Annotated in this window: 8 protein-coding genes; 6 read left to right on the forward strand and 2 right to left on the reverse strand. The window is 58.5% G+C overall.

All coding sequences use genetic code 11. From position 1 onward, the window contains the following. The first annotated feature begins 693 nt into the window (after positions 1–693). On the forward strand, positions 694–1,755 hold the full coding sequence (locus PR018_RS21770) for a porin (protein WP_142831811.1): 1,062 nt from the start codon (positions 694–696) through the stop codon (positions 1,753–1,755). 430 nt (positions 1,756–2,185) lie between these two features. On the opposite strand, the gene PR018_RS21775 is transcribed toward PR018_RS21770, so the two are convergent. Further along, positions 2,186–4,258, reverse strand: coding sequence for a putative bifunctional diguanylate cyclase/phosphodiesterase (locus tag PR018_RS21775; RefSeq protein WP_142831864.1), 2,073 nt, complete (start codon positions 4,256–4,258; stop codon positions 2,186–2,188). Between the two features lie 152 nt (positions 4,259–4,410). Here PR018_RS21775 and PR018_RS21780 point away from each other — a divergent pair, with 152 nt between their 5' ends. Together PR018_RS21780 and PR018_RS21785 are read left to right on the forward strand one after the other, a co-directional pair. Next, positions 4,411–5,448 (forward strand): class I SAM-dependent methyltransferase, encoded by a 1,038-nt coding sequence (locus tag PR018_RS21780; RefSeq protein WP_142831812.1) that lies wholly within the window; start codon positions 4,411–4,413, stop codon positions 5,446–5,448. Between the two features lie 487 nt (positions 5,449–5,935). Next, complete coding sequence (locus PR018_RS21785) at positions 5,936–6,730, forward strand: YdcF family protein (RefSeq protein ID WP_142831813.1); 795 nt, start codon at positions 5,936–5,938, stop codon at positions 6,728–6,730. Positions 6,731–6,998: 268 nt separating this feature from the next. Here the strand turns inward: PR018_RS21785 and PR018_RS21790 are convergent, their stop codons facing one another. Beyond that, on the reverse strand, positions 6,999–10,085 hold the full coding sequence (locus PR018_RS21790) for an alpha-mannosidase (protein ID WP_142831814.1): 3,087 nt from the start codon (positions 10,083–10,085) through the stop codon (positions 6,999–7,001). A gap of 249 nt (positions 10,086–10,334) precedes the next feature. On the opposite strand from PR018_RS21790, the gene PR018_RS21795 reads away from it, so the two are divergent. From PR018_RS21795 to PR018_RS21805, 3 genes are read left to right on the forward strand one after another with little or no spacing between them, the layout of a single operon-like run. Further along, the gene (locus PR018_RS21795; RefSeq protein WP_142831815.1) at positions 10,335–11,480 is read left to right on the forward strand and encodes an extracellular solute-binding protein; all 1,146 of its coding nucleotides are present in this window, start codon (positions 10,335–10,337) and stop codon (positions 11,478–11,480) included. A 10-nt stretch (positions 11,481–11,490) separates the two neighbouring features. Next, entirely contained in the window at positions 11,491–12,357 is an 867-nt protein-coding gene (locus tag PR018_RS21800; RefSeq protein ID WP_244615520.1) for an ABC transporter permease, read from the forward strand. Beyond that, a complete protein-coding gene (locus PR018_RS21805) occupies positions 12,354–13,166 on the forward strand; it encodes an ABC transporter permease (protein WP_142831816.1) in 813 nt (270 codons plus the stop codon). Before PR018_RS21800 ends, PR018_RS21805 begins: the two co-directional genes overlap by 4 nt. Positions 13,167–13,171 lie beyond the last annotated feature (5 nt).

Consider the following 13,171-nt stretch of genomic DNA (forward strand, 5'->3'; position numbering starts at 1 on the left):
CGGTCCACCTCTTTCAGCCGCCCTGGGTTTGCCGGAGGCCCCAACTCGCGGGACGTGGGGTCTATGACAAGCATGACGACGAAATTCTTTCCTGAAGTGGTGCGGTGCCGTACAAATAGTGACGAAGCGGGTCACATGAAGCGCAGCATCCCTCGCGCTGGGCAACTGCCTTTGATCGAAGCGAGGATAGGCTGCTCGGCACATACGCATTATCAGTTGACGACGAGGTCCGAGGTCGACAGCGGCAAGCGGGCAGGCCTATCAAGCGACGTTGTCTAAAAGATGGAGGCTCTGGACCGGGAGCACCTCCGTCAGCGTCGGTCACTCAACCGGAATTGTGCAGCGGAAACGAGTGATCGCCGGCAAAGTAGGGAAGGCGGACCCAACGCCAGCTTGGTGCTGTCGGCGATCATTGAGACATGCGCGCCGCGTTCACTATCTTTGAGCCTCCCCGACATCCACTGAGATCTTCACAGTAAATCTAGCTGGACTTTGTGCCCTTTCTGCAACATCACTTGCCGAAGGACTTCCTAAATCAGCTTTGGCGAAAGAAGTCGTTTGCGGTCGAGCGATTACAAAGCCATGCTTACTAATGAAGGCGCAAGTGTGTTTGTTCGACTTCGCGAACATGGGGAGCGAGCCCCAATGCAGGCTGTGCCGGATCCATTCGCAACATTGAACTGGAGGTCAATCATGAATATCAAGAGCCTACTTCTCGGCTCCGCTGCTGCCCTGGCAGCAGTATCCGGTGCTCACGCTGCAGACGCTATCGTCGCTGCTGAGCCTGAGCCGCTTGAATATGTCCGCATCTGCGACGCCTACGGCGCTGGCTACTTCTACATCCCAGGCACGGAAACCTGCCTCAAGGTCGGTGGCATGGTTCGTACCGAAGCGCTGTGGCACGATCCCTACGCCTTTGGCGTTCGCCAGAAGACCGGAACCGAGTGGCATACCCGCGCTGAACTCAACGTCGACACAGCAACGGACACCGAATACGGTCCGCTGAAGACCAACATGATCTACCGCTTCGACTCGACGGAAGGTAACAACGACTCGAAGGTTTTGTTCGCAAGCATTAGCCTTGGTGGTTTCATTGTTGGTAAAACCGACTCGCAATACATGCAGTGGATCGGTTACGCCGGAAACGTTATCAACGACGACGTGATCGGCGACGGACCTTACGAGCTCAACCAGCTCTCCTACGTTTACGACGGCGGTAATGGATTGACGGGCGTTCTATCGGTAGAGGACAGCCAGTCTGGCGCTGGTGCAACCGACCCGAACACGGGCCGTGATGAGTCAGACCATTACACTCCTGACTTCGTTGCTGGCCTCGGCTACAAGACCGGGATGGTCGGCCTGAAGGTCGTCGGCGGCTACGACTCCGTTGTCGAAGAAGGCGCCATCAAGGCTCGCCTCGATCTCGATTTTGGGACGTTCTCGGCATTCCTTATGGGCGCCTGGAACACGGATGGCGACAAGATCAACCGTTACGCCAACGGCGACGCCAGCGGCGCAAGCACGGGCGACTGGACTGTCTGGGGCGGCACGACTGTCAAGTTCAACGACAAGCTCGACTGGAATACCCAGCTTGCCTATTCCGACAGTAAGACCTTCGAAGCAACCACCAACGTAAACTACTTTATCGCCAAGGGCTTTAAGGTTCAACCTGAACTGACGTACATTAAATACGACAACGCAGTTCGCGACGCCGACACGTTCGGTGGCGTTCTGCGCTTCCAGCGCACATTCTGATCTGATTTATCTGACATTAAAAGCCCGGCCTCTGAGCCGGGCTTTTTTGACAGACGGATATTGGCGATCGGCGTTGCGATCTTCAAATTGTGCCTGTGGCAGTCGCCCGTCCAACGCGTTTTTCCCACCCGTCCGGTAGGAGCCCGAGCCTCACTATAGCCACCCGTTCCTTAGTCTAAGCTCATCTTCTCTGCCGTCGCCCGCCCTAACAGAGAGTGCTGGCTTCCAGACGAAGTGCTGTTCCGCTTGTCTTCATAAGTACACCGTTTCGCGGCTAAAGCGAAATTAGAAGGCCATCCGACCATGGCGAATTTTACTGGCTGAAAAGACGTAAAATGTCTTCCCGTCCATCACCGAGACGAATCTGTCAGCTTAGAAAATGTGAACAGGCCTTGCATTGATCGCGCACCACCATAACACCCGGTCGGGTCTAATGTGGCGACGCGATTGCGGCACCGTCGTCGCCAGACTTAATCATATGGGCCGGAACCGGACGACCGACGTGATAGCCTTGAACTTGATCAATCCAGAGCTCGCGCATTAGCGTCATATGCTCCTCGGTCTCGACACCCTCGACAAGAACGTCGTCCACGTGGTTGCGCAGAAGGCTTACCATGTCGCGCAACATGGCCTTACCCCTTGGCGACGTCGCGTCGTTCAAGAAGGATTTATCGATCTTCACCGTGTCGAAATCAATCACGCGAAGCCAGGACAACCCAGCAAAGCCGGTACCAAAGTCGTCGAGCCAGATCGAAATACCCAGCCCGCGCAACTCTTCGACACACATCAACACCTGTGCATCGACGTCAATGTCCAACCCTTCCGTGATTTCGAACGCCAACCTGCTGCCTTGAACCCCAGTTTCCAAAAGAATGGCCGCGACAGACGCAGCAAAGCCTTCCGACTTCAGCTGGACCGGGGAGATGTTGACTGAAACGGTCTGAATTCGATTGTTTGCTAGCAGCTCGATGCAAACGGTGCGAACGAGCCAGCGCCCTAGTTCGTGGATGAAACCCGTATGCTCAGCGACAGGGATGAATGCGATGGGAGGGATAGAAACGCCATCAGCCGTCTTCAAGCGCATCAGGGCTTCCACAGTGTTCGTTGAGCCAGAGGCGACATCGTGGATCGGTTGATATACGAGCGATACCAACTCCTGCCGAAGAGCCACTCTCAGCAGTGCGACGAGGTCCTCCTCGTCATCGCGGCATGCGGGATCCAATGCATCATATAGCCTTGTGCAATTGCGTCCGCCAGCCTTGGCCGCATAAAGGGCTCGGTCTGCTTCATGAATGAGCTTTTCGACCTTTGTTGCGGAGTGCGGACCGGTCAGTGCAGCGCCCACGCTCACGGTAACAACCGGTGCCCCCTGCGGACGCATTTGGGGTGAAGGCGTCATCTCCTCTACGGCTTTGCGAATGTTTTCTGCAAAAGCAAAGCACTCTTCGGCAGATGTTGTATGCGTCAGCACTATGAATTCCTCGCCCCCGTAGCGACCCAATGAGCCGCCGAACTTTTCAACGGTTGCCCGGAGCACTTCTGCAACGCGAACAAGACAGTCATCGCCATCCTGGTGGCCATACAAATCGTTGAATCTTTTGAAATGATCGACGTCGATCAGGATTGCGGTGAAGCTTTGTTGGCTGGATCGCCACTTCTCCCAGAACTCGCGAAGCGTGCGATCAATGGCGCGCCGGTTGGATAGACCTGTCAGGGGATCGGTAATCGATAGCCTGAGCAAAGCTTTGCCGCGCTCGCTCGCCTCGTGATGCTGGGCGGCCGCCTCGAGTGAGTTCAGGAAAACCTGATAGCGTTCGGCATTCAGCTTCCAGTTCACATAAGAGGTAAATATGAAGCAGCAAACATAAAATATGACGAACGAAAGCGTATGATAGATGTCGCTCGGAAAGAAACAAAGGGAAACTAAAAAAGAACCCAAAACGGCAGCTGAAGCACTTAGTGCGAGGGAAACTCTGAAGTCAAAGAAAAGATTAATGCCCATCATGAATATTGCGCCGAAGACCATGTAATAGGAGAGATTTGATATCTCTCCGGATGCCATCGCCGGCAACAGCCAGCCCACATATCCTAACACCAGGGCGGCGGCGCACGTTATATCGAGACTGTCAGCCTTTTGGCCGAAGCGGTACTGAAGTTCGATCACGGCTAACGCGGAAGCCCCAACCACAAATCTTGCTATGATCGTATAAGGCGCAACGTCTGCGATCAAAAGCAGGTCTGTCAGTGAAAACAGGAGGTAGACGAGAACGGCCAGCCACAGCCCTTTCCTCGATACGGCACGGCGGGCTTCTGCCTGCTTTTGGCGATAGAGGGCCTTCAATTCTTGGGTCGCCGGTTTTGGCTTTTCCACGACAAAATCAGCGTCGGAGATTGGCGCCGAAGTTTCGTTTGCCCCGAAATGAACCGCCACGTCAAGACCTGCGTGCCCGGATTTAAGCTGCGTCACATTCCCTAAATATCCGGATTTATTCTGATAAATCATGAAGATACCACGGTTATTGATTTGAGGGTATGACGTCGTCCCCATCGATATGGGCGACCCGTCTTTCAATTCTCGGTATATGAGCAGTTTTTCCACTCGCAAGTTGCCCTACCTCCCATTAGAGTTACGACTCTGTTAACGGGAGTCCCGCTTTGAACCGCACCTCCACGCAACTTGATGGACAAAGTCTTATCACCCCCGAACTGATCGCTCGCGAGTTTGAGCATCAGCATCAACCGCTTCACCAAAAGATAGCCGTTGGAAAAGCCGAGCTGGCCCTGGCATTGGAGATTGCGCGGCAACAGTTTGAGAGCGGCGTTGAGCCGTCTCTCGTCATCGAGCGGCTCAGCAAACAGCTTCACCTCACGCGCAGAAAGTTTTTCCCCGGCGCTTGGCCTGAACTCGTTGATGTTGCACGAAGCCATCCTGTCGCTGCGGTCTTCCTGGAAGACCCCTTCACGCGCTGGTCATTCGACAAGCCTAGAGGATATTCAGGCGACGCACACCTTCTAGACTTCATCTACCGCCACCCGAGCGTAAGTGGATCGCTAGAGCAAGCATCGGCAAGGGGACGGTCTCTCTACGAATTCACGAGCAATGCATCCTCATCAGTCGCGGTTCGTGAGCGTCGCGACATCCTGACCCGTCAGGTGGATGAGATCACCGCAAGTCGTGGATCCGTTGCCGAAGTCCTTACCATCGCCGCTGGTCATTTGCGGGAAGCAGAAAAATCGAACGCGCTAAATGGTGGAACGATCAAGCGATGGGTCGCTCTGGACCAGGATCCGCTGAGTGTTGCTTCCATGCACGCGGAGTATGGGGGAAGCTGCGTCCAGGCCATGGGTGGGTCGGTACTTGAAATTCTCACCGGACGAAAGAAACTCGGTCAGTTCGACCTGATCTATGCCGCAGGTCTCTACGATTATCTATCCTTCAGTGTAGCCGTTAAGCTGACCCGCCATTGCTTAGGGATGTTGAAGCCGGGTGGGGTTTTCTTGTTTGCTAATTTCTCCGACGAAGTCGGCGTGGATGGGTACATGGAGACCTTTATGAATTGGTCGCTCCTATTAAGGCCGGAGTCGGAGATGTGGAAAATATCGAACGCGGCGAACGATATGAGCAAATTCGACGGGGCGGTCTGGTCAGGGGCCAATCGCAACGTCGCCTATGCGTCGTTGAGACGGCTGTAGACTTCTGTCTGCGCGCTTTCGGACTTTTTCGCGATAGTGTTGAGATTGACCGGGCAGGGGCGGGCGAGCCAGTCATTCACGCGGCTCTTTTACATACTGGTTGCGTGGTTGCCCCTCGATGTACCAGGAAGGCTGAGGCCGGTGCCAGGAAGGATTGGGTCCGTCCCGGGCTCGACAGGCCGCAGCCGCAGCAGGCTATTCCGTAAGTCGACCTATCTGCTTTATCGTGTCCGCACTCTGGGTGTGCCGGCCCTGGGCCACGTCACTACAGGAAGGCGAGTTGTCGTTGGTCGAATTACGACCTAACCAAATCAAAGTTCGGCCAATCTTGGAAAAGTAAAAGTTACAGTCGTCTGATTTCGTGCGTCATTCAGAACTAAATGATGCGTAGTCTGACAAAACCTCTAAGGGATGAACGGCAACTACATGACAGGTCGCTTCCAGACACCTCCCCGGCGCAACGCTATCCCTTGAAAGCAGATGTAGAATGTTCCTCATATTTTACCAACTGGTTGCGTCAGTATTCCTACCATCGAATTTGATAGCTTTACTCGGGCTTTTAGGGATCGCAGCGTTACTCCTACGATGGAAATGCACCGCCTTTTGGTTGCTCGGCACGTCATCCGTACTGCTTTGCATAGCGGGCTGGTCTCCGGTCGGCCCCGCTGTCCTCACAACGCTGGAGGACCGGTTCACCGCCCCCGACCTTCCCGATTACGTGACAGGTATCGTGATGCTCGGTGGGGCTGAAGAAGCCCATATTACAGCGAGTAGAAACAGCCTTACACTCAACAACAATGCCGAGCGGATCTTTCAGACTGCCGCGCTTGCACGCCGCTATCCCCAGGCTCGCATTATCCTGTCTGGTGGCGGTGGCCACCTCGTGCTCGGAGAAATTCAAACCGAGGCGGAGATTGCCCAGCGCGTGCTTGTGGACCTTGGGATAGCCTCAGAGCGCATTGAAACTGAGCGCCGTTCCCAGACAACTTATGAAAATGCCGTTCAAAGCATGGCGGTGGCCAAACCACAGCCGTCCGACAATTGGCTGCTCGTCACCTCAGCCTATAATATGCCGCGTGCGGTGGCGTCCTTCAGAGCGGTTGGATTCACCACCGTTCCCTATCCCGTTGATTACCGCACACGAACTGCAGAGTTCAAACTGCCGTTTAGTACTATCGCCGAAGGACTGGATGTTAGCGACACCGCCGCTCACGAATGGTTGGGTCTGGCCGCCTATCGCCTGACCGGCAAGACGCAGACGTTCTTGCCGGCTGCGAATTGATGCAAGCACGAGCAGGCGGGATACCGGAAGGGAAACCGACGGCGAAGGGCGAGCAGTCGGCGCACCCAGGGAGCCAGTCCGGCGGCTTCCCGGGTGTGCGGGGCCAGCAAGACGGCGCGGCCCCCGCGCCGATCGGCGAGATCCGGCCTCGCCAGATTTGTCGTCCATATCATAAACTTGCCGCATCGCCGGGATACGCGAAGGCCGTGTCAATGGCGCCACCTGTATAGATCCATTCGCGCGCAGGGACGGGCGACAAGGTGTCGCTTCAGAAGCGGACGCTCACGAGGCCGAAGGGTTTCAGAGTGGATGGCATATCCTCAAGTTCGGCTTCCAATGCGTTTGTAGCTCTGCATGTGCGGCCATCCGGCACGCAGATCGCATAGGAACCGCGCCTGCCAACCGCCTCGGAAAAACGCAGCACATAGCCATCACCGTCCTCGGCGGGCTTCAGCGCGTGGATGCGCACGTCTTGGTCAGAGATGGTCACAGGCGACAGATCATAATCGGCATCTGCGGTTGCCACGGTGAAGCGCAACGGATCGCAGACGAGATCAGCCTCCGCCTGCACATCGGCGCTCCACCAGCGTCCGTCATGTGGCAGCAGCGCATAGGTGAAGCGCTGGTGCCCCTCATCGGCGAGCATGTCCGGGAACATCGGCCCGCGCACGAGGCTGATCGTCAGGACGTTGCCCTTGGCTGAAAAGCCGTATTTGTCGGCCGACAAGAGGGCCGCGCCCCAGTCCGTTTCCGACAGCGAGACGAAGCGATGGCCGCAGGCTTCGAACTGTGCCTTCTGCCAGGTGGTATTATCGTGGGTCGACCGACGCGTCACGCCGATCGCCTGGTCGAACACCGCCTCTTCGGCGAGCACGTTCAGGGGAAAGGCCGCCCGCAGATAGGTGCGTCGGTCGTGCCAGTCGAGATCGGTGACGATCTCCAGACGCGGACTGTTGGCCCACAGCCGCAGGCGTTGGGTGATCGTGCTGGCGCTGAAGCGCCGGACCAACGTGATCTCTGCACGGTGCGGGCCGGATTCCGTCACTTCACGGCTTTCCAGAGACAACAGCTCTTCCTCGCCGAGCTCGAAGCCGGGTTCGATATCCCAGGCGTCGAAATTGCGGGGAAGGTCGTTGCGATAGAGCATCAGCCGGTTCGCGGCGCCATCGATCAGTTGCCGGCCGCAGCGCTTGTCAAGGAGGCTCGAAATCCGACCCTGCGCGTCGAGGATGACGCGAACGAAGGCATTCTCCATCCGACTGTCGTCAACGACGAGGCTGCTGATCGGTCCCGTCGCCGACACGAAGCCGAGGGAAAGCGCCTGGAGCGGTCGGTCGAACGTTACAACGTAGCCGGCTTGACTGTGCTGCGGCGCCAGTCCGGCGGGGAGGGGCGCGCTGCTTTCGAGCTGCCACTGCCGTTTGGCCGAACCGGAGAGATTGGCAACAAGCAGCCCGCGCCGCGCGCCGCGCCTGCGCGATGCTAGTGCTTCCAGGCGTTGTCGCCACAGACGGTCGGCACGGGCGACGACCCCTTCTAGCTCCGGTTCCGTCTGCTCGTAGACCTCGCGGATGGAGGAGCCGGGCAGGATATCATGAAACTGGTTGCGCAGCATGAGCGTCCAATCGAGCGCAAGGTCCGGCATGGCGGTGACGCCGCCGTCGAGGGCATCGATGACGGCCATGGCCTCGGCGGCAACCAGCGCATGCTCGGCCCGGCGGTTGAGCTGCTTGGTGCGACCCTGGGTGGTCAGGGTCGCGCGGTGATATTCGAGGTACAGCTCGCCGGCCCAGACCGGCAGGGCTGCATCCGATAGCGCCACACGTATCTCGTCCAGATGCGGCTGGATGCGTCCTTGGCGCACATGCGGGATTGCCGGCATGGCGTTCAGCAGTGGCATGATCTCGATTTGGTCCGGGTCGGGGCCGCCACCACCATCACCCCAGCCGTAGCTGGCAATGACGGTTCCGACGAGATCCTTGGCCCCATGCTTCTTCCACACCTCCCACAGCGCCATCGGCGTCATCAGCATGTTGTAACCGTCATTGTCATAGGCGTCGAACGTATGGACAAGCACCCGCGAGCCGTCGTTACCCTGCCACTGGAACAGGTTCTCCGGCAGACGGTTCGTCTCGTTCCAGCTGACCTTGATGGTGACCAACGTATCGATGCCGGCATGGCGCATGATCTGCGGCATGGCGGCCGTGAACCCAAAAGTGTCCGGCAGCCAGGCCGTCGAGCAGGTGATGCCGAACTTGGCCTGGAAATAGCGCTGGCCCAGAAGAAACTGGCGCGTGAAGGCTTCTGCCGAGGGCATGTTGGTGTCGCATTCCACCAGCATCCCGCCGATGATCTCCCAGCGGCCTTCCGTCACGCGCTTGCGGATGTCTGCAAACAGCGCTGGATCTTCATCCTCGACATGGCTGTAATAGAGCGAAGACGATTGCAGAAAGTGAAAGTCCGGATGGCGCTGCAGCAGTGAGTTGACGCTGTTGAACGTCCGCACGATCTTGCGCACGGTCTCCGGCTGCGGCCAGAGCCAGGCGTAGTCGATGTGGGCGTGCCCGGTGACCAGCACGTCGCCCTGCTTGGGATAGGCCTTGCGCAGATCATCGAGCATCCCATCCAGAAGTTCGCAGGCACGACAAACGGACGCCAAGGCCTCCTTGCCGAGTGCTTCGGGCCGGTCCGACGGCTCGAAGCTGCGCTCCCAGATATCGCGTGCCCAGGGGCGGCCGGCGACGCGCGGCGCAACGGCGGTCGTGGCCGTGGGAAGCCGCAGGCCGCTGATGGCAATCTCGCCAGCTTCGAACAGGGAGCGCGAGAGTTCGACATCATCCACGCTGTTGGCGGTGTCGCGCAGTACCATCAGGCGGCGACGCAAGGCGCGGATTTCGGGATGAAACAGAACAATCTCGGCCATTGCAAAACGCGGCTCGCGGTTTGGGACGCCGAACAGGCTGCGCGCGGCCACCTCGGCCACAATGCGCAGCGACGTCTCCTGCGGCACCTGGAAGCGACGGTGGCAAGGATTGGCGGCAAAGCTCTCCAAGACCTGCCCATCGTCGCCATGCAGACGCACCAGGGCCTCGCCGCCGAAATCCAGCCGCAGCTCGACGCCGTCGCCGGGGGGAACGGAAATGCTTCCGGTCATTTCGAAGCGGTGGATGCCGAACCGGTCGTCCCAGGCGCCTCCGGTCGCTATCGGCCGTTGCTGGCCCTGCGGGTTTGTCGACTGCCAGCCGGTAAGGGCAAGGCGCTGGCGCATCTCGAAGGCTTGCAGTTCCTCTACCCAGACTTCCATGTGGCGCGACAGCTGTTCAAGGCTACGTTGGCGATCGCGATAAGCCCGCATCTGGAACTCCCCCAATATTTAATCATCAATAAAGATATAAGATATTTTCATTTTTGGCCACACAACTTGGTCCTCGCTTGATAGAAAAACTTCTCCATGGAAATTCTGCTCACACTCTCCCTTGACATCGCCGATAAAATTCATGGTAAGTATTTAATTAGAGCAGGCGGAGATCTGCAGCCACCGGGAACGACCAGGGCAACATATCGGCATGCAAGTCATTTCACAGCCCGAAAAATGGAGGATAGCATGAACATTGGAAGACGTGAGTTTCTGACAGCAACGACAGCTTTCGGTGTCGGAATCATGGCCGGCGGCATCCGCATCGCCTCGGCCGCCCCGGGCGTTCTGGATATCTTTTTCAACAGCGACACCAACGTCATCGATTTTTGGACCCAGGTCGTCAAGCCAGGCTTCGAGGCGGCCAATTCGGGTGTGACGCTCAATCTTGTCGCCGGCGGTGGCGGCTCGGCCATGAACACCTTGGCCGACCGTGCAATGGCGGCCTTCCAGGCCAATAAGGACCCACAGGTCGATATGCTGGAGGCGGTGACGCCCTTCTATCCGACCGATTCCATCAAGGCCGGTCTCTGGGTCGATTTCAGCAAGGCCAATCTTCGAAATTACGCCAAGGTCGACCCCGTCGTCCTTCAGGATGCGACGCTTCTGCCCTATCGCGGCTCGCAGGTCGTGTTGATGTATAATGGCGACAAGGTTGCCAAGGCACCACAAACCTTTCCGGAACTGGTGGCCTGGATCAAGGCCAATCCGGGTCAGTTCGCCTATGCCCGTCCCGACCTCGGCGATTCCGGCGCCTGCTTCATCGAGCGCGCGCTGCAGGAAGTCACCGGCAAGAAGCCGGAGCTTTTCCAGCCGGAAAACTACTCCGCTGATACAGCGACGCCGATTTTCGAGAAGGTGTGGCCACTCCTCAAGGATATTGCACCCTCGCTCTACAATGGCGGCGAATACACGTCCGGCAATACAGCGTCGATTCAGCTCCTGGCGAGCAGCGCCGTCACGATGACGGTCGCCTGGTCCGACATGGCGCTGCAGGCGATGAGCCAGGGCGTGGTGCCGCCGACGACCGCGATTGCCCAACTCCAGGATTTGGCCTTCACCGGTGGCTTCTCGGGGATCGTGGTGCCAAGCGTCGCTGCCAACAAGGGCGCGGCGCTCAAGCTTGCGGACTATCTGATTTCCCCGGAGGTGCAGAACCAAGTCGTCACGGCGCTCGGTGGCTTTCCCGGAATAAAATGGGAGTTCATGGCCGCCGAACTTCAGGCGAAATTCGCCAAGGTCGCGCCGAGATCCATTCCGGTCTTCCCGGCCACCTGGGAGCCGGCGCTGTTCGAAGCCTGGTATCGCAACGTCGCCTCGACCATCCAGCGCTGAGGCCCAGCCGATGGATGCCGCCGCCCGGACAATGACGGCAAAGCTTAAGGGCTTGCTCCTGATCGCCTTGCCCGTCCTGCTGATCGCCGTTTTTCTCTTCTATCCTGCCGTGCTGACGATACTCAGCACGGTGCTCAGGAAGTCGCCGGACGGTGGCACCAGGCTGACATTTTCCAGCTACGTCTTCTTTTTTTCCGACCCCTACAGTCTTGCCAACTTGATGCGGACGTTCTGGACCACCTTCGTGAGCCTAGCGCTCCTGATCGCGATCACCCTGCCAATCGCGCTCTACATGCGGTTTTCGCGCGGCTGGCTGGCGTCTCTCATCCAGGGGCTGGCGTTGTTTCCGATGTTCGTGCCGGGCATCATCGTCTGTTATGCGCTGATCCGCTACATGGGCCCGAATGGCTGGCTTCAGAGTCTTCTCACCAAGGTCGGGATCCCGGGCTACCACTCGCCCTACCTGACGCCCTGGGGCCCGGTGATCGGGCTGATCTGGGACGGCATGCCGCTTGCGCTGCTGATCCTCGTCTCCGGCCTGTCCAATATCTCCGACACGTCCATCGAGGCTGCAAGGGATATCGGCGCGCGCAAGCTGCGCATCCTGCGGAGCATCATCCTGCCGCAGATGAAGCACTCGCTGCTGATCGTCGCAGCGCTCAATTTCCTGGGCTTTTTCGGACAGGCGCTGATGCCGTTCATGCTGGGTCCGACCGCTCCGGAGATGATGGGCCCCTTTATGCTGCGTACCTTTGCCAGCGTCCGCGACCCCGTCCAGGCCGGCACGCAGGCGACAATCACCTTCATGATCTGCTCGATCGCCGGCCTTGCCTATGTGCGCTCGGTCTCGACCCGCCGCGAGGAGGACATCCGATGACCTTCAACCGCCGCGTCGACGTCTTCGGCTGGATCATCCTCGCCTTCCTCGTCCTGTTCGTCGCCCTGCCGATCCTCACGGTCTTCCTCTGGGCCTTTGCCGAGCAGTGGTTCTACCCGGCCATTTTGCCGACCAAATGGGGCCTGAAATACTGGTACGCCGTCCTGGGCCGACCGGAAGTCTGGGCCGCCTTCGTGACGTCGCTGCAGCTCTCGACGATCGTGACGGCCTTGTCGGCGTTGATCTGCCTGCCGGCGGCCTATGCCTTCGCGCGCATGAACTTTCCCGGAAAGGCCGGTTTCATGATGTCCTTCCTGATGGCCAATGCCTTTCCCCGCTTTGCCCTGATCATATCAATCGCGGTTCTGTTCCTCTCGATGAACCTGGTCGGGACCTATAGCGGGGTGGTCATCATCCAACTCCTCAACACGCTGCTGCTGATGATCTGGCTTCCGACGGCCGCCTTTAGGGCCGTCAGCCGTGAGATGGAGGAGGCGGCGCGCGACGTCGGCGCCGGGCCGTTCCGGGTCTTCTGGTCGATCACCCTGCCGCAGGCGCTTCCCACCATCGCCGCCGCCCTGCTGATGACGTTCGTGTGGACCTTCTATGAAACGGAAGGTGCCTGGCTCGTCGGGGCACCCCGTATCCGCACCATGCCGCTGCTGATGATGTCGATGATCAACAACCAGCTGGTCGTGCAGTATGGGGCGGTCCTGTCGGTCATGCTCTGGGTGCCGTCGCTGGCGGCAATCCTGCTTGCGCGCCGGGTCATCGGCGGCGACGCCTTTGCCAAGGGCCTCGGCGGCTGACGCGC

It is taken from the genome of Rhizobium rhododendri (assembly GCF_007000325.2).
GTDB classification, from domain to species: Bacteria; Pseudomonadota; Alphaproteobacteria; order Rhizobiales; family Rhizobiaceae; genus Rhizobium; species Rhizobium rhododendri.

What these genes read in the sequence shown, in the direction of transcription:
- PR018_RS21775 (WP_142831864.1), bottom strand. Translation starts at nt 4,258, where the DNA reads ATGATTTATCAGAATAAATCCGGATATTTAGGGAATGTGACGCAGCTT.
- PR018_RS21790 (WP_142831814.1), bottom strand. Translation starts at nt 10,085, where the DNA reads ATGCGGGCTTATCGCGATCGCCAACGTAGCCTTGAACAGCTGTCGCGC.
- PR018_RS21770 (WP_142831811.1), top strand. Translation starts at nt 694, where the DNA reads ATGAATATCAAGAGCCTACTTCTCGGCTCCGCTGCTGCCCTGGCAGCA.
- PR018_RS21800 (WP_244615520.1), top strand. Translation starts at nt 11,491, where the DNA reads ATGGATGCCGCCGCCCGGACAATGACGGCAAAGCTTAAGGGCTTGCTC.
- PR018_RS21785 (WP_142831813.1), top strand. Translation starts at nt 5,936, where the DNA reads ATGTTCCTCATATTTTACCAACTGGTTGCGTCAGTATTCCTACCATCG.
- PR018_RS21805 (WP_142831816.1), top strand. Translation starts at nt 12,354, where the DNA reads ATGACCTTCAACCGCCGCGTCGACGTCTTCGGCTGGATCATCCTCGCC.
- PR018_RS21795 (WP_142831815.1), top strand. Translation starts at nt 10,335, where the DNA reads ATGAACATTGGAAGACGTGAGTTTCTGACAGCAACGACAGCTTTCGGT.